The sequence below is a fragment of the Corallococcus aberystwythensis genome (assembly GCF_003612165.1).
In the GTDB taxonomy this organism is placed as follows: Bacteria; Myxococcota; Myxococcia; order Myxococcales; family Myxococcaceae; genus Corallococcus; species Corallococcus aberystwythensis.
Genome location: NZ_RAWK01000124.1, coordinates 1 through 16,603 on the forward strand (window position 1 = coordinate 1; position 16,603 = coordinate 16,603).

General features: G+C 70.0%; 12 protein-coding genes. 3 read left to right on the forward strand and 9 right to left on the reverse strand.

The genetic code is table 11. The features are described 5' to 3' along the window. Nucleotides 1-211 precede the first annotated feature (211 nt). The 7 genes from D7W81_RS21080 to D7W81_RS21110 all read right to left on the reverse strand — a co-directional run bounded on the left by D7W81_RS21080 (nt 212) and on the right by D7W81_RS21110 (nt 6,598). Nucleotides 212-751, reverse strand: coding sequence for a gamma-glutamylcyclotransferase (locus D7W81_RS21080; RefSeq protein ID WP_120557200.1), 540 nt, complete (start codon nt 749-751; stop codon nt 212-214). 78 nt (nt 752-829) lie between these two features. Beyond that, nucleotides 830-1,597: an ATP-grasp domain-containing protein gene (locus D7W81_RS21085; protein WP_120557184.1), complete on the reverse strand. Its 768-nt coding sequence runs from the start codon at nt 1,595-1,597 to the stop codon at nt 830-832. Nucleotides 1,598-1,661: 64 nt separating this feature from the next. Continuing rightward, complete coding sequence (locus D7W81_RS21090; RefSeq protein WP_120557201.1) at nt 1,662-2,759, reverse strand: NAD(P)/FAD-dependent oxidoreductase; 1,098 nt, start codon at nt 2,757-2,759, stop codon at nt 1,662-1,664. Between the two features lie 162 nt (nt 2,760-2,921). Beyond that, nucleotides 2,922-4,631, reverse strand: coding sequence for a fatty acyl-AMP ligase (locus D7W81_RS21095; protein WP_438503367.1), 1,710 nt, complete (start codon nt 4,629-4,631; stop codon nt 2,922-2,924). Between the two features lie 44 nt (nt 4,632-4,675). Further along, on the reverse strand, nt 4,676-4,936 hold the full coding sequence (locus D7W81_RS21100; protein WP_438503368.1) for an acyl carrier protein: 261 nt from the start codon (nt 4,934-4,936) through the stop codon (nt 4,676-4,678). A gap of 7 nt (nt 4,937-4,943) precedes the next feature. After that, entirely contained in the window at nt 4,944-5,519 is a 576-nt protein-coding gene (locus D7W81_RS21105; RefSeq protein ID WP_120557187.1) for an isoprenylcysteine carboxyl methyltransferase family protein, read from the reverse strand. Beyond that, the gene (locus D7W81_RS21110; RefSeq protein ID WP_120557188.1) at nt 5,513-6,598 is read right to left on the reverse strand and encodes a type III polyketide synthase; all 1,086 of its coding nucleotides are present in this window, start codon (nt 6,596-6,598) and stop codon (nt 5,513-5,515) included. The genes D7W81_RS21105 and D7W81_RS21110 overlap by 7 nt, the downstream gene beginning before the upstream one ends. Nucleotides 6,599-6,870: 272 nt before the next feature. Between D7W81_RS21110 and D7W81_RS21115 the strand changes: the two genes are divergently transcribed. From D7W81_RS21115 to D7W81_RS21125, 3 genes are all read left to right on the forward strand, one after another. Next, entirely contained in the window at nt 6,871-8,091 is a 1,221-nt protein-coding gene (locus tag D7W81_RS21115) for an FAD-dependent monooxygenase (protein ID WP_120557189.1), read from the forward strand. A 92-nt stretch (nt 8,092-8,183) separates the two neighbouring features. After that, nucleotides 8,184-10,430 carry a M9 family metallopeptidase gene (locus D7W81_RS21120; RefSeq protein WP_120557190.1) on the forward strand — a complete coding sequence of 749 codons (2,247 nt, stop codon included), beginning with the start codon at nt 8,184-8,186 and terminating at the stop codon, nt 10,428-10,430. Between the two features lie 44 nt (nt 10,431-10,474). Beyond that, nucleotides 10,475-11,263, forward strand: a complete 789-nt coding sequence (locus D7W81_RS21125) for an endonuclease/exonuclease/phosphatase family protein (protein ID WP_120557191.1) — start codon at nt 10,475-10,477, stop codon at nt 11,261-11,263. A gap of 66 nt (nt 11,264-11,329) precedes the next feature. On the opposite strand, the gene D7W81_RS21130 is transcribed toward D7W81_RS21125, so the two are convergent. Together D7W81_RS21130 and D7W81_RS21135 are read right to left on the reverse strand one after the other, a co-directional pair. After that, on the reverse strand, nt 11,330-13,078 hold the full coding sequence (locus tag D7W81_RS21130; RefSeq protein WP_120557192.1) for an SH3 domain-containing protein: 1,749 nt from the start codon (nt 13,076-13,078) through the stop codon (nt 11,330-11,332). Between the two features lie 133 nt (nt 13,079-13,211). Then, the gene (locus D7W81_RS21135; protein WP_120557193.1) at nt 13,212-16,532 is read right to left on the reverse strand and encodes a beta strand repeat-containing protein; all 3,321 of its coding nucleotides are present in this window, start codon (nt 16,530-16,532) and stop codon (nt 13,212-13,214) included. Nucleotides 16,533-16,603 lie beyond the last annotated feature (71 nt).

Consider the following 16,603-nt stretch of genomic DNA (forward strand, 5'->3'; position numbering starts at 1 on the left):
GGCGGCGGCATTCGCGGGCGTGGGGCGCGGAGTAGAGACTCCGGTCGGGATTCGCAGCGACATGCGGTGAAAGTCCTCGGGGCCAGCGGGGGGAGACGGTCGGGGAGAGGGCCCCTCCCCCTCATCGTCGGTGCGAAGCGGCGCCCGGTTGCGTCACACCGCCCTTTTTCTCAGGGGTCAGGGCGTTTTTCGGTCCGGTCCGACCCGGCTGTCACTTAATGCCGGACTTGGACGGGGCCCGGGCGTGCTGGACGGCGTGGACGATGCGGGCTTCGGCCTGGAGTTTTTCGACGACGGCGGCAGGCAGGCGAGCGCGCTCGGCGGCGACGGCGAGGGTGATCAGGAAGGCTTCGCTGACGGGCCCCTGCGTGGAGACGTTGCGCGCGGCGGGGGTGAAGGCGTGGGCGTCCACCACGAGGCCGGAGGCGGTGCGCACCTTCACGGGGCGCTCCTCGGTGGCCAGGGCGAGCGCGGTCTCCAGGCGGGCCAGGACGGGCCAGGACTCGGTGGCCACGGGGCGCAGGCGCCCGGACAGCTGGTGTCCGGGGGCCTCCACGAGGCGTGCGACCCGGCCGCCCCAGTTGGGCACGTGCACGTCATAGACGACGTCCACGTCCAGGGCCTCGGCGAGCTCGCCCTCGGGGAAGTCGGGCACGGGGGGCAGGCCGTGCAGGTGCCGGCTCGCCGCGGCCGGGGCCAGGTCGAGGGAGAACGCGAACCAGGGACGCGAAGCCGCGGGGCCAGGTGCCATGGGCCGGAGTGTCCCCGGCGCGCGGCGGTGGAACAAGGGCCAGGCCGTGCGGATCCGCTTCCGCAAGGCCCGGCGGGGTCAGAACCGCATGGCCTCCACGGCGGCCACCATCTTGCCGACGTCATAGGCGTAGAAGCCGGCCGAGTTCAGGTTGTTGAGCTCGCCAACGTACAGCCCGCCCTCGTGCATGAAGACGTCCAGCGCGTAGGCGCGATCCGGCCCCCAGGTCTCCGCCATGCGCTGCGCGAAGGCGTGGACCTCCGGCTCCACCTGGGACGAGGCCACCACGCGGTCGCCCAACTTGTAGAGCGAGCCGGTGATGACCCGGCCATCCACGACGACCATGCGGTACTCGCGCTGGATGCGCCTGGGCTCGCTGACGGCCACCGGCGTGTCGGCGGTGACGGTCGCGTACGTATCGAGCTTCAGGACCTGCTCGCGCCAGCGGCTGAACGCGTCCCAGGACGTGAGCATGCCGGAGAAGGACTTGTCGTCCAGGCAGGGGCGGATGAAGAAAGGCCCCGGCTGCTCCGGCACGTCCGCGAACCGATGCACCGTGGCGCCGGCGTTGAGCAGGTGCGGGCCCAGGTGCCGTCGCCAGACGCGGAAGTCGAACTGGTCGTTGATGAAGGCGCCAGGGGTCCAGCCCTGCTCGCACGCATAGCGCGTCAGGGAGAGCGAGCCCATCACGATGACGGGGCCCGACAGCTCCAGCGCGGGCTCGATGCCGCCTCCGAACGGGATGACCTTGACCAGGGTGTGCGGGATGGAGCCATGCGCCAGGACATCCATCAACGTGTGGAAGCCCTGCTCGTTGAAGAGGTTGTTCTGGACGACCCAGTGCATGCGCGGCTCCGTGGATGATGGCCGCCGCGCGGACGCGGGAGGGCACCTGGGGCTGACAGGTGGCTTACGTCACCACGGCGGCGAGGATGCGCTCGAAGAGCCAGGGGGCACGGCCCAGGAGGCGCACCACGGGCCTGCGCAGGCGCGGACGGCGCGCGAGCATCAGCAGGCCCTGTGTCGTCCAGGCGTACTTGCGGAACACCCGCTGGAAGGTGCGCTCGTAGGGCAGCAGCGTGTCCTGGCCCGCGCCCTTCGCCAGGGCATCCGGGAGCAGCGTGCCCAGGGACTCCGCGCAGGCGAAGGCGAGCGTGAGCCCTTCGCCCGTCAGCGCGTCCACGTAGCCCGCGGCATCGCCAACGAGGGCGAAGCGGTCCGCGATGCGCGTGCGGGCCATGCGTGCCAGGGGACCGGCGCCGCGAGGTTGAGAGTCCGGCTCCGCGCCGGTGAGCTTCTCCGCGAGCCGTGGGAAGCGTTCCAGGAGCGCGTCAAAGCCCACGCGGCCCGTGACGGTGCCGTCCTCCCAGAGGAACGCGATGCCCACGCGCTCCGCTCCCGCGGGCGTCACGTAGGCCTCGACGCCGGAGGCGAAGTGCACCTCCACGTAGGGCGTCCAGGGCACGCACCGGAAGTGCCGCCGCAGGCCGAAGCGCCGGGGACCTGTGTGGATGACGTCGAGCCCTTCCGCGCGTCGCAGCGGCGAGCCCAGGCCGTCCGCCGCGACGAGAAAGCGCGCGGACACCGGGCCCGTGGGTGTCTCCAGCGTCACGCCGTCCTGCGTGCGCTGATGCGAAACGACGTGCGCGTTCTCACGCAGGTCCACGCCGACTTCCCGCGCGCGAGAGACGAGCGCCGTGGACAGGGCCAGCCTGCGGACACCCAGCCCTCCAGGCGCGGGCAGCTTTCCCTCCGCGGTGCTGCCGTCCTCCTGCACGTAGCGGATGCCGACGAAGGGCGAGCTGTCGCGGCGGTCCAGGTGCGCGAGCGCGCCCAATCGCTCCAGCACCGCGAGGCCGGAGGGCATCAGCCCTTCACCGCACGCCTTGTCCACGGGCGACGACGCACGCTCCAGCACCACCGTGTCCAGTCCACGCCGGGCCGCCGTGATGGCCACCGCGAGCCCCGCAGGGCCTCCGCCGACCACGACCACGTCGTGGCGTTTCACGTGCCAGCCCATCGCATGACCCGCGGGCATGAACAGCGCCCACGAGGCATCGCCACGCGCACTGACCTGCTCCACCCTCGTGAAGCCATCACCGCCACACGCGCTGTTCTGCGCGAAGCCTCGCGAGTCGTGCGCCTGCGCATGGTCACGCGCCCTGCCCCATCACGAGTCATGCTCCGCGCGCACCATCGCCAGCGCGCTCTTCGCCATCTCCACCGCGAGCCCCACCGCGCCCACCTTCTTCGGCGCTGTCAGCTCTCCGGACAGGTAGCGCCGCAGCGCCTCGCTCCTTCGCAGCTTGCCGCTGGACGTGCGCGGCAGCGTCCCCGGTTCCAGGAGGCGCACCGTGTGCGGCTGCACGCCCGTCGCCCCCACCACCGCCGCGCGGATGTCCGCCTCCACCGACGCCACGTCCGCTCCCCGCTCCGCTCGCTCCGCCAGGATGAGCAGCGCTTCGTCCTCGCTGCCCTCGGGCGTGAAGCCCAGCGCCACCGCGCAGCCCGTGCGCACGCCGTCCACCTTGAGCAGCGGATCCTCGAAGGCCTGCGGCGCGTGGTTCGCGCCCCGGATGATGACCAGGTCCTTCGCCCGGCCCGTCAGGTACAGCTCCCCGTCCGCGCTGAAGCCCAGGTCTCCCGTGTCCAGCCAACCCTCTCCCACCAACGCCCGCGCCGTTGCTTCCGCGTCCTCGAAGTAGCCGCGCATCACCGACGGCCCCTTCGCGAACACGCGCCCCACCCGGCGCTCCGGCAACACCGCGCCGTCCTCGCCGCGCACCTGCACCTCGAAGCCCGCGACCGGCGCGCCCACGCTCACCAGCGTCCGTGCTCCGTCACGCGCCTGCCCTTCGCGCGCCAGCATGTCCGGATCCACGCCCAGCTCACGCGGCCCCCGGCCCGCGGGCGGGAACGTCACCGCCAGGGACGCCTCCGACAGGCCATACACTGGCCGCAACGCCCGAGCGGAAAAGCCCCACTTCTCGAACCGCTCTGCGAAGCGGCGCAGCGTCTCCGCGGACACTGGCTCCGCGCCGTTGAGCGCGTGCTGCCACCCGGACAGGTCCACGCCCTGGAGGTCCGCGTCCTTCACCCGCTTCAAGCACAACCCGTACGCGAAGTTCGGCGCGGGTGACACGAAGCCCCGGTGCCTCGACAGCGCGCGCAGCCACAGCGCCGGCTTCACCAGGAATGTCTCCGGCGCGATGAGCACCAGGCTGCCCGGGTAGTACAGCGCCGCGAGCACACAGCCGATGAGCCCCATGTCGTGGTACAGCGGCAGCCAGCTCACGCCCACCGGCGTCACGCCCGGAGCCACCGGCATCGCCGCCTCCAGCGCCGCCACCTGCGCCACCAGCGCCCCGTGCGTCAGCGCCACCGGCTTCGGCTCCACCGTCGAACCGGAGGAGAACTGGATGAGCCCCAGCGCATCGGGGGACACCTCCACCTCCAGGTCCTCGTCGCCGTGCATCACCGCGTCCACCGTGTGACAGCCCAGCCGGGGCCGCGCCTGTTCGATGCTCGGGCCCAGGAGCAGCCGCACGCGCGTGTCCGTCAGCACCGTCACCGCGCCCGTCAACTGGAGCATGCGCGCCGTCGAGCGGTGATACTCGTCCAGCCGCCCCAGCCGCACCGGCGGATACAGCGGCACCGGCACCGCGCCCGCCAACAGCGCGCCGAAGTACGCATCCATGAACGCGGGCGACGTGGGCAACAGCAGCGCCACCCGGTCTCCCGGACGCACGCCCAGCCGCGCCAGTCCTCCCGCCGCACGCTTCGCCCGCCGGTACACCTGCGCCCACGGCAGGGACGTCTCGTGCTCGGCGGCGTCCACGAACACCAGCCCCAGCGACGTGCGCGACGTCGCCTGGAGCATCGCGTTCACCGTGGCGTGCTTCAGCGCCGGCAGGGACGGCCCCTTCACGGGTGCGCCCCCACGTCCGGCTTCGCCGCCGCGACCCGCGCCGCCACCAGCCGCGCCAGGTCCTCCACCGTGTGCACGCCCTGCGCGTCCTCCTCCGACAAGAGCACCCGGAAGCGGTTCTCCAGCCCCACCGCCAGCACCGTCAGCCCCAGGCTGTCCAGGTGCAGGTCGCGCAAGAGGTCGTGCGTGGGCTCCACCACGCCCTCGAACTCCAGCTCCTCCTGCACGATGCGGCGGATCTCCGCCACCGCCTCCATCACGATGTCAGCCACGGCGAACCTCCGGAATGAAGCGGGGACGGTGGGCGAAGGCCTCGGAATACATCGCTCCGAGTGCCGCCTCCTCCGCGCGGATGCGCACGTAGAGCAGCGCCGCGTTGCCCACCGTGAACACGACCGCCGTCACCCACGCCCCGTGGATGAGCGGCACGCACAACAACTCCAGCACCACCGCCACGTAGTTCGGATGCCGCAGGAACCGGTACGGCCCGCCCGTCACCGGCGCCAGCCCCGGCACCACGATGATGCGCGAGTTCCACCGGTCGCCCAGCGTCCCGATGGCCCAGTACCTCAAGCCCTGCGCCACGACCGCGCCCGTCAGCGCCGCCCAGCTCCACGCGCCCCAGAAGGGCCGCTGGAGGCCGAAGACCTCCGCGACGCACGCGACGAGGAACAGCGTGTGGAACACCACCATGAACCGGTAGTGCCCCTGCCCCGTCTCCACTCCACCGCGCGCGAAGGCCCGCGCCGCGTTGCGCTTGGAGAGCACCAGCTCCAACAGCCGCTCCGCGATGAGCAGCGCCATGAAGCCCGCGAACAGCGCCTGGGTGCCGGTCACCATCGCACCAGCACCATCTCCGCGCAGAAGCCCGGACCCATGGCCATCACCACACCCCAGTCACCCGGCTGCGCGCCCGCCTCCTCCAGCGTCTCCCCCAGCACGAAGAGCACCGACGCGCTGGACAGGTTGCCCACCTGCTTGAGCGACTTCCACGAGCGCTCCAGCGCCCCTGGCTCCAACTCCAGCGCGGACTCGAAGCCCTCCAGCACCTTGGGGCCACCGGTGTGCGCCACCCAGTGCTTCACGTCCTTGCGGGTCAGCCCGTGCTCCGCGAGGAAGCCGTCCACGTTGCCCCGGATGTGTTCCTTCACCAGCTGCGGCACCTTCGCGGACAGCACGACCTTGAAGCCCGTGTCCACCACGTCCCAGCCCATCACCCGCTCGGTGTCCGGGTAGAACACCGACCGCGACCCCACCACGCGCGGGCCCGTGGCCCTGGCCTCCGCGCCCCGCAACACCACGCACGCCGCGCCGTCACCGAAGAGGCCGGACGCGATGATGTTGGGGATGGACAGGTCCTCGCGCTGGAGCGTGAGCGAGCACAGCTCCGTGGCGATGAGCAGCGCCGTCTGCTTCGGAAACGCGCGCAGGTAGTCCGACGCGCGCGCCAGCCCCGCCGCGCCCGCCACGCAGCCCAGGCCGAAGATGGGCGTGCGCTTCACGTCGTCGCGAAAGCCCATCCGGTTGACCAGGCGCGCGTCCACGCTGGGCGTGGCGATGCCCGTCACGGTGACGAAGAAGACGTGGTCCACGTCCCTGGGCGTGAGGCCCGCGCGCTCCAATGCCTGACGCGCGACGCCTTCCGACAGCTCCGTGGCCACGCGGATCCACGCGTCGTTGCGCTGCTGGAACGTGGCGAGCGCCGGGTACTGCTCCAGGGGCAGCGCCAGGTGGCGCCCGCCCACCTGCACGTTGCGGTGCAGGTCCTCCAGCCGCTCCAGGTTGAAGTGCTTCGTCGCCCACAGGTCGCGCAGCGCCGCGATGAGCTGCTCCTGGCTGGCGTAGTGCGGGGGAAGCGCGCGTCCCACCGCGCTCAATGAAGGGGATGGCGCGGGGTCGTGACGGGTCGTGCTGGGCATGAAGTCCTGGAGGGTCCCACCCGGGGAGCCGAGTCCCCAGGCTTAACCGGCGGCAGGCCCGGAAGCGATGGTGTATCGCCAGACCTGCTCGCCCCTGAACCCCACCGGTTCCCCACACTGTTGCACACGCGACGCACCAGCCGGAGGACGCACTCCCGGAGTGCGCAGGTCCTGCTCTGTCCTGCCAGCAACGGCAGACAGCGCTTCCGGCCAGGGTCGGCGCCCGAGGTGCCCCGGTAGCATCCGGGCCGTTCGAGCGCTGGGGGGATGCAATGAAGATGGTCTGTGTTGGCGGAGGGCCGGCGGGGCTCTATTTCTCGATCCTGGCGAAGCTGTCAGACCCCAGGCACGACGTCACTGTCGTCGAGCGCAACCCCGCGGGCGTGACGTATGGCTGGGGCGTCGTGTTCTGGGATGACCTGCTGGACGACCTCTACCGGAACGACCCGGTGAGCGCGCAGCGGATCGCCAACTCCGCGGCGCGCTGGGACACGCAGGAGGTGCACCTGCGGGGCCAGTACGCCATGCACATCGGCGGCTATGGGTTCGCGCTGGGGCGCGACCGGCTGCTGGACATCCTCATCCGGCGGGCGAAGGGGTTGGGGGTGGACGTCCGCTTCCAGCACGACGTCACGGACCCCTCGGAGTTCCAGGACGCGGAGCTCATCGTCGCCTGTGACGGCGTCAACAGCCGGCTGCGCCAGCGCCACGTCAGCCATTTCCAGACGCACGTGGAGGAGGGCCGGAACAAGTACATCTGGCTGGGCACCAACAAGGTGTTCGACGCCTTCACCTTCGCCTTCGAGGAGACGCCGGCCGGCTGGCTGTGGTTCCACGGCTACCGCTTCAACGGCGAGACCAGCACCTGCATCATCGAATGCCAGGAGACGACCTGGAAGGCGCTGGGCTTCGACACGCTGGGGCCGGACGAGACGCTCCGGAAGCTGGAGGGCATCTTCCAGTCCCGGCTCCAGGGCAAGTCGCTGTTCAACCAGCTGAAGGGCATGGGCAAGGCCCCGTGGCTCAACTTCAAGCGCATCACCAACGAGCGCTGGTACCACGACAACGTCGTGCTCATGGGCGACTCGGCGCACACCACCCACTTCTCCATCGGGTCCGGGACGAAGCTGGCCATCCAGGACGCCATCGGGCTCGCGCGGCAACTGCGCGCGCACCCCACGGACCTGCCCGCCGCGCTGGAGGCCTATGACGAAGAGCGGCGCGCGGCCCTGCTGGCCATCCAGCTGGCGGCGCGCAGCAGCTCCGAGTGGTTCGAGAACGTGCCCAGCTACGTGAACCAGGACGCGACCCAGTTCGCCTACGCGCTGCTGAACCGCCGGGGCAGCTCCGTGTGGAGCTACCTGCTGCTCATGGCCAGCCAGCAGCCGACGCTGCGGGGCATGTTGCGCAAGATCCACGCCTCCAAGCGGTGGGTCCACGCGCAGCGCCGGGGACGCGGCGCCGTGGCCCTGAGCGCGCCACCTCCGGGTTAGGCGCTCGGGTGGCATGAGGCCTCCGGCAAGCATTGTCAGACCTGGCTGCTAATTCAGCTTGAACACGAATCAAGCACCAGGAGCATGAGGCCATGCGCTGTCTCGTCACGAATGGGTATCGCTGGAGCGTCGCCTTCGCTGCCGGGCTCATCCTGTTCGCGACGAGCGCGCTCGCCCGCCCTGGAGCGCCCCCGCCCGCCGAGTCCTCCTGGCGGGTCCACGGGCTGGAGCACACCCACCAACGCATCCAGCCCGACGAGCGCGAGCCGGAGATCGCCCCCGAGCCACTGCGACAGAAGCACGCCCCCGTCACCCGGTCGCAGGCCCTGGTGGCCTGTGAGCCGGCGGCCTTCGCGTCCGCCAGCGGCGCCGCGCTTGTCTCACTCGTGAAGGGCTCCACGGAGGCCTGCATCAACTCGCTGTTCTATGTCACGGCCCCCCAGTCCGGGCAGATCTTCATCGAGAGCAAGATGGCCACCATCGCCAACGCTCTCACCGTCAGCGCGCAGCAGTACGCGGGCAACAACTCCGCGCAGACCCTCCAGCTCATCCTGTTCCTGCGCGCGGGCTACTACGTGCAGTTCTACCAATCAGGCACGGTGGGCAGTTACGGCGCCTCGCTGCGCGACGCCATCCGCCCGGCCCTCGCGGCCTTCGTCGCCAACACCCACTTCACGGACGTCAACGACGCGCACGGCGTGGTGCTGCGGGAGTTCGTCATCCTCATCGACAGCGCGGGGGAGACGGCCCAGCACCTGGGCACGCTCCGGGGCCTGCTGGACCGCTTCGACGCCACCGCCCAGGCCTCCTATTACATGAGCAGCGCCACCAACAGCGTCTACCAGGGCCTCTACCGGGGCCATGGCAACGCGGGCTTCCTGGCGGCCGTGCAGGCGGACCCGTCCATCCTCACTTCGCTCGAGTCCTTCATCACCCGCACCGAGCACCTGCTGGGCACCTCCAACCAGTACCTCACCCTCAATGCGGCGCGCGAGCTGGCCCGCTTCCTCAGACACACCGGAACGCTCCAGACCCTGACGCGCCCCAAGGTGAAGGCGGTCATCGTCAGCCACTCGATGACCGGTCCCTCGGCGGGCCTCTGGGTGAGCTCAGCGGAGATGGTCGACTTCTACGACAAGGCCAACTGCGCGTACTACGGCACCTGCGACTTCCGCCGGACGGTGGAACAGGCGGTGCTCGGCGTCACCCACACCTGTGGCGCCACCCTGCGCGTGCGCGCGCAGGACCTGACGGCGACACAGCTCGCGCAGAGCTGCGACCAGCTCGCCACGCAGGAGGCGTACTTCCACGACACGCTGAAGACGAACCGCGTGCCCGTGGCCAGCGACAACAACACGTCCCTGGAGGTCATCGTCTTCGACAGCAGCATCGACTATCAGAACTACGCCGGCGTGCTGTTTGGCATCAGCACCAACAATGGCGGCATGTACCTGGAGGGAAACCCCGCCGCCTCCGGCAACCAGGCCCGCTTCATCTCCTACGAAGCGGAGTGGCTGCGGCCCACCTTCGAAATCTGGAACCTGCGCCACGAGTACATCCATTACCTGGATGGCCGCTTCAACATGAAGGGCGACTTCAACACGAGCACCAGCCAGCCCACCGTCTGGTGGATCGAAGGCCTGGCCGAGTACATCTCCAAGAAGAACGACAACGCAAGCGCGGTGACGCAGGGCAGGACCCATGCCTTCCAGCTCAGCGAGGTCCTGCGCAACAACTACAGCAGCAGCACCGACCGCGTGTACTCGTGGGGCTATCTGGCCACGCGGTTCATGTTCGAGCGGCACGCGGACCAGGTGGGCACCTTCCTCGAACAGTTCCGCACGGGCAATTACGCCACGTATCGCCAGTCCCTGGATGCGCTGGGCACGGCGAACGACGCGGAGTTCCACCAGTGGATTGACTGCGTCGCGAGGGCCGCGGATCCGAGTGCCTGCGTGCCCCCCGACTCCGGCCCCGGGCCGACGCCCGCGTGCACGGCGTCCAACCCCCAGCAACTCGACAACGACTGCTACCGGGGCCCGCTGGCCTCCACCGGCAATCCCCTCTACTTCTACCTCTATGTGCCTCCCGGCGCGCGCAACCTGCGCTTCGTGGCAAGCGGCGGCACGGGCAACGCGGACCTGTATGTCCGCGCCGGCACCTGGCCCACGCAGACCGCGTATGACTACCGGCCCTCCCTCCCAGGCAATGACGAGACGGTGGAGATCCCCTCACCCACCACCGGCGGGTATTACTACCTCATGCTCGCGGCCAGCACGCCCTACTCAGACGTGAAGCTGGAGGCCCGCTTTGAGAGGGCTTCCTTGACCTCTCCGTGAGCCCTGGAGACGCTGGGCGCTCCCATTCCAGAGGAGCCACAAGCATGAGCCCCCGTCCCACGTCGTGGATGCAAAGCGTTGCAACGTTCGCGGTGATGGCCGCATCCGGTGTAGCGCTCGCCAGCGTTCATTCCACCGCGCCAGCCGTTGCGGTGGCTTCGGAGAGCCTGCGCGTGGTGACCGCGAACCTGGCCTTCCGGGGACCGGACGCGGTCCGCCAGGACTGGCAGGCCATCGGCCCCGAGGCGGACATCGTGTTCGTGCAGGAGGCGAAGAACGTCCGCCTGCGCGACATCCTGGGGGACGGCTGGGCGGTGCGTCAGGACACGTCGTCCGAAGACCGGCAGGGCAGCGCGGTGGTCATCCGCAAGTCAGCGGTGAAGAACATTGACGACCTGGTGCTGGTGAAGGGCACGGATGCCAGTGATTGCGGCACCCAGGGTGACGGCATCATGACCCGCTGGATTGCCCGGGTGGACATCCAGCTGAACAACGGCCGGTGGATCCGCGCCGCGTCGCTGCACCTGCCTCCGGCGCGCTGCCAGAATGGCCCGGGCAGCCCCTACGCGGTCATGGCGGACAACGTCGTGGCGTTCGCGAGGAACAGCGGACGGATGCTGGTCCTGGGTGCGGACTGGAACAAGGTGGTGGACGACGACCCGAATGAGATTGGCGCGCGCACGGGCCTGAAGCCGCGCGGGCCCGACACCGGGCTGCGCATTGACGGCTTCTACATCGCGCCCGCCATGAGCAGCGCCAACCTGCATCACCTGCCCCAGACGGGCAGCGACCACCGGCCTGTGCAGGTGACCGTCGGAGTGCCCGCGCCGTAGCGCCAGGGTGACCTGGAGAGTGTCCACCGTGCTCACGCCTGAGCACGGCCGTGATGTCCGGGGGGCTCAGGGTGCCGCGGCCGGGTCCTGGGGCGGGGGCGGCGTGGCGACGAGCAGGCCGTGCCCCGCGTTGAATTTGAAGACAGCCGGATCCCCCTCCTTCTCCCCGGGCACCATCCCGCCGTTCCTCCCCCACGACGCCTCGAAGTCCTCCCACGAGTAGACCTCCTCGCGGTTGTCAAAGGGGTTGTAGACGCGCACCGTCCAATCTCCGTTCCCGTTCTCCTCCACCGCGCGCACGTTCACCCAGTGCGCCACCGCCTTCGTGCTGTCGTCGAAGAAGCGCAGCATGCCGTCCTTGTTCTCGTCGCCGATCTTCGTGTCGATGTTCACCAGCGCGATGAGTGCCTTGCCCTCCTCGAGCATCCGCGCCATGTCCTCCGGCTCCGGCATTGACGCCTCGCCCGCCCCGTAGTCCGTCGTCCACCCCTTTGCCTCGTACACGTTCCCCAGGTGGTCCCCCTTCGTCGTTCCTCCGCCACTGAGGAGGCTCGCGCTATTGGCGTCCTTGAAGGCCGTCAGCGCCTCCTTGAGCGACATGCCCAGCGAGGCCCCCACCGCCAGCGGACCACACAGGTTGAAGTGGTCCTGGGACCAGCCCTCCCCCAGGACCTTCCCCAGGTTGAGGTACTGCGCGGGGCGGCCGTCCTGCCCGATGGCGGAGTCGAGCCACTCGCCCACTTGGCCATCGCCCAGGGGGCTGTCCACGCCAAGGAAGGGGTGCTCCGCCACCACGCCACCTTCGGGGACACCATTGAAGCGAAGCGCCGTCTGCTCGCGTACGGCGGCCTGCCATTCCTGCTGGAAGAGGGACTGCTTGCCCTCGGGTGGAAGGTGGTTCCACACCATGGGGTCCACGGAGGACGGCGGCGGGCCGTTGACGTCGAACTCCGGCATGGGCCACGCGTCCGCCACCACCTTCTCCCGGGCCGCCTGGATGACCTCATCCCGGGCTTCCTTCGGCATGGCACTCCACATGCGGGCGTGGATGTGGGGCGGGCACGTGCCGTCCGCCACCCACTGGGGGACGGGGGACTCATACGGCGGCGGAGGCGGCGGCGGGGCTTCGGTGGGCCCGGTGTAGGGCCCGTACACCCAACCCTCGTTGCCATCCGGCAGCTCCACCTTCAGCCAGGTGCCATTCGCGTCCTGGTCAATCACCTTCAGCTTGTCGCTCGGCACCAGGTCCCCGACGTCCGCGGAGCTCGTGTCCGGGCCGCCGCGGACATTCATGTTCTTGTTCGGTGAAACCCAGCGCTCGCCATCCGCGACCTGCCGGTCCGCCACGCTGGACAGCCCCAGCTTCTGGATGAGGGCTTCGCGCTGGGGACCCGGAGGCGTGGAGAGGACCTGCTGCATCTTGCTCGCGGGCACCGGGACGGGCTGCGAGTAGCGCGGATGCGTCGCCTGCCATTGGCCCAGCGTCTCGTAGCGCACCGTCGGGTGATTGGGGTCCACCACGGAGCCGTCCGGCTTGCGCACCAGGGCGTGACCCACGCCGTCGCTCGCATCCCGCATCAGGACGATGGAGTCCCCTGGCCGGGCCAGCCCCACCGCCTTCTCCAGGCAGTTGGCGCTGCCGTCTCCCAGCCGCTCCGTGTGCAGGTTGCTCGCGGGCGCGGGCGTGGAGTCGAACGTGGACGCCGCCCCGGACAGTCGCGGCCCGGGCGCCGGTTGCCCCTTTCCGGCCGGAGCGGGCAGGGGCGCCGGGCGGGGAGGAACGGACAGGGGCATGAAGCGCGGGAACTGGATCATCGGAAGCGGCCTCGGGGATGACGACGTCGTTTCCCCTCATCACGCGGGCCCGGGCCCCCCCTTGAATTAAGCCGAGTTAAACGTGCGTCCCCGGCCCGCCGCCCCTGTCGCGCGGCGGGCCGGATGAAGCGGGCTACGGAACGACGTACAGGTCGCCGTTCGTCTGGGTGATGGCCCCACCCACGACGTTGTAGACGTCGAAGAGGTCGGCGCTCTTGAAGCTCGCGCCGGCCGGCACCGGGGCCAGCAGGGGCGACGCCGTCAGCTGCGACTGCGTGGCGCTGACGAAGGTGTTGCCGGTGACCGTGACCAGGTTGTCCGCGGGCAGCGTGCCGCTGTTCACGCTGGTGTCGGGCCGCAGCCACATGCCGGCGAGGAGCTGGTTGAAGACGGCCGAGTTGTGGAGCGGCGTGCTGGTGATGCTCACGCTGAGCGCCGTGTCACCGGCATTGGCCGCGCTGCTGACCGTGCCCGCGATGGAGACGAACGGCGTGTAGCCGCCCGTGGCGTAGTGCGTCTGGTTGAAGTTGTTGATGAGCAGCTGGCCGTACGCCACGCCGCTGTGCTTGAGGAACACCGTGCCCGCGCCACCGTCGGTGTACGTGGCGTTGATGCCGGTGCCGCCGCGCGCCTGAAGCTGCGCGTTGCCCGTGGGGAACGGGTAGCCCACGGCGCCGACGAAGCTGGAGGCGTCTCCCGTGCTCACCAGCGCGATGCGTCCTCCACCGCCCGCGCGCGTGGCGCCGTTCGAGCTGGAGGAGAAGGCATTCGTTCCGTTGGCGGTGAGCGTGCCGTTCCATCCGGTGGTGTCGAAGCCACCACAGCGCAGGGAGATGGAGCCTCCCGCCGCTCCGTACAACACCGCATTCGCCTTGATGAGGGAGGTCCCGCCCAACGTGCAGACGCCAGCGGCATTGAGCCGGAAGACACCGCCGCCATTGCTCCGGTAGCCCAGGTAGGCCGGTGAGCTGCCGACAGTCGTCCCCGCGCCGCCCGGATACCGGGGGTCGCGGTAGTCGTCATAGACCATTCCCCGGACCGACCCGGCCGTGTACCCACCACCGACGCCGCCGTGGCCCGCGCCGTAGCCGCCCGCAGGGCTAGCCGCGGAGGCAGGGCCCGTCGCGCCAAAGCCCCAGAGGGTCAGCGGCGCGCCCTGGGCATCCATTGCCGCCGGATAGCCCAGCCCCGCCACGTCCACGGAGCCTCCCGTGAGGCGGAAGGTCTCCGCGAGCGTCATGTTGAGGCTGGACACCTGCGCGGCGGCCGGCGACGTCTTGAACAACGGCAGGTAGTGCTTGAGGACGCCCGCGGACTGCGTGTAGCGCGCCGCCTTGAGCGAGTTGGTGACCAGCGTGCCGCCACTCAAGGTCACGTCACCGGACGCGACAATGGCGGGCACCGTGATGGAGCCGGCGGACACCGTCACGTTGTCCGCGACGAGCGTGCCGCCCCCCAGTGCAGGCAGCGCCTGCGTGGCCTGCACGACGTTCACCGCGCCGCCCGCGTATTCGATGCGGCCCGTCCTGCCGCTCGTCGTGTCGAAGAGCACCAGGCCGTTCACGGTCATCGTGGCCGCGCCGGAGCTCGTCGTGTTGCCTGACAGGACGTAGATGTCACCGTTGGTCTCCAGCATCGCGTTGCCGAGCACATCCAGGTGGTCCAGCACGTCCACGCTGCGGAAGAACGCACCGGCCGCGACGCCGGAGGGGACGGCGCTCGTCGTCAGGGTGCCCACCGCGTTGGTGGTGACGCTCACCAGGTTCGACGGATCCACCAGCGCTCCGCCCGCCGCGGTGACGTCCGGCCGCAGCCAGCCTCCCGCGAACACGCCGTTGTACGCGGCGCTGGTGGACGGGGTCGTGTTCTGGGTGAGCGCGGGGTTGAAGTTCAGCGGCGCGCCCGCGTTCTCGTAGTAGGTCGCGTTGAAGCTCGTGCTGGCGACGGAGACGGGAAGCGCGGTGGCGCCCGGGGTGACGTTCGCCGTGACGGTGCCTGCCAGCGCGGGGAGCCGGGTGGTGCCCTCGTTCTGGTAATGCGCGGGCGAGTTGTTCGCGATGACGAGGTCCCCGTAGGTCAGCCCGCTGTGCTTCAGGTAGATGGTGCCCGCGCCACCCGCGCCCACCACGTAGCTGGAGTTGGCCGGCGCGCCGCCGAAGGCGTGGACGCGCGCGGGGAGATTCACGGGCGGGTAGCTCACCACGCCCGTCATCGTCGCGGCGTCACCGGTGCTGACCAGCGCGATGCGGCCACCGCCGCCCGCGCCATTCGGGATGGAGGAGTTCCCCGCGCCCTTGCCGCCATCCGCGTTGATGCTTCCCGTCCAGCCCGTGGAGATGATGCCCCCGCACCTCAGGTTGATGGAGCCTCCCGCGGCATTGAAAGAAGCGGACGCGACGAGGGTGGAGGCCCCGGCCAGCACGCACGGTCCCGTTGATGTGATGCGCACCACCCCGCCTCCGTGAGCGCCCGAGTAGGTGTCGTTGGTTGCACCGGGGTACTTCGGGTCGCGGTAGTCGCCGTAGGTCGTCCCCGCGTTGCCCGCCTGGTTGTTGTTGGCCTGCGAGATGTTCATCCGGTAGTTGCCGGAGCCCATGCCGCCGTGGCTGGCGCCATACAGCATGCTGGTGCCCACGAGCGACGACGACGGCGCGCCGTTGGGACCGAAGCTGACCAGGCCGTTGCCACCGCAAGAGCCATTGGGATTGCAGGTCATGCCGTAGCCCTTGTTGGTCGTGTTGACCGAGCCACCCAGCAGATTCCAGGAGCCCGTGAGCACGTCCAGCTTGAACATGGCGGCGTTGGTGCCCTGGAGGTGCGTCACCGTGCCGCCCGTGATGAAGACGTCACCGAAGGTCTGCCCCACCGTGCTGGCGTCGAAGGTGACGGTGCCCCCGGTGATGTAGAGATTGCGGCCGCCCGCGTGGGCAGAGGTGAGGGTGACGTTGCCGGTGGTGAGGGTGGTGCCCGCGCCGCCATTGAACAGGGCCGAGTCGAAGGTGACGTCCGCCGTGTCCGGCAGCGTCGTGGTGCCGCTCCCATCCGTGACCGTGGCGGAGAAGGTCGTCGGCACGGTCAGCGGCGTGGAGCTGCGCGCGGTGACCACATAGCTGCCCGCGCCGGAGTCCACCGCCGTCAGACACGTCACGCCCGGCGCGTTCGCGGTGCAGGCGGAGGTCCCCGTGCCGCCCAGCGTGACCAGCCCATCACTGCTCAGCACCTCGACGTGCAGCCCCGTGCCCAGCGGATCGCCGTTCACGTCGCGCGGCGTCACGGTGAGGGTGACATAGGCCAGCCCGTCCGAGGGCGCATTGATTGCGGATGCAAGCAATTGCGGCTGCGGTGAAGTCAGACCGGCGCGCGACTTCGCGGGCGCGCCGCCCTCCTCCAGGGGAGGAGGGGAACAGCTGATCAACGCGGCGAGCGCGAGCGGCCTTGCGAACGGCAGACGCATGGGGAATCTCCCTTTGGGTTGGAACAGCGGCCGGCTGGCAACGCTTCAGCCCGAACCGCTGGACGTCCGTA

Coding starts and splice junctions, on each gene's coding strand:
- D7W81_RS21120 (WP_120557190.1), top strand. CDS start 8,184: ATGCGCTGTCTCGTCACGAATGGGTATCGCTGGAGCGTCGCCTTCGCT.
- D7W81_RS21100 (WP_438503368.1), bottom strand. CDS start 4,936: ATGGAGGCGGTGGCGGAGATCCGCCGCATCGTGCAGGAGGAGCTGGAG.
- D7W81_RS21115 (WP_120557189.1), top strand. CDS start 6,871: ATGAAGATGGTCTGTGTTGGCGGAGGGCCGGCGGGGCTCTATTTCTCG.
- D7W81_RS21105 (WP_120557187.1), bottom strand. CDS start 5,519: ATGGTGACCGGCACCCAGGCGCTGTTCGCGGGCTTCATGGCGCTGCTC.
- D7W81_RS21095 (WP_438503367.1), bottom strand. CDS start 4,631: ATGCTCCAGGCGACGTCGCGCACGTCGCTGGGGCTGGTGTTCGTGGAC.
- D7W81_RS21125 (WP_120557191.1), top strand. CDS start 10,475: ATGAGCCCCCGTCCCACGTCGTGGATGCAAAGCGTTGCAACGTTCGCG.
- D7W81_RS21130 (WP_120557192.1), bottom strand. CDS start 13,078: ATGATCCAGTTCCCGCGCTTCATGCCCCTGTCCGTTCCTCCCCGCCCG.
- D7W81_RS21135 (WP_120557193.1), bottom strand. CDS start 16,532: ATGCGTCTGCCGTTCGCAAGGCCGCTCGCGCTCGCCGCGTTGATCAGC.
- D7W81_RS21080 (WP_120557200.1), bottom strand. CDS start 751: ATGGCACCTGGCCCCGCGGCTTCGCGTCCCTGGTTCGCGTTCTCCCTC.
- D7W81_RS21110 (WP_120557188.1), bottom strand. CDS start 6,598: ATGCCCAGCACGACCCGTCACGACCCCGCGCCATCCCCTTCATTGAGC.
- D7W81_RS21085 (WP_120557184.1), bottom strand. CDS start 1,597: ATGCACTGGGTCGTCCAGAACAACCTCTTCAACGAGCAGGGCTTCCAC.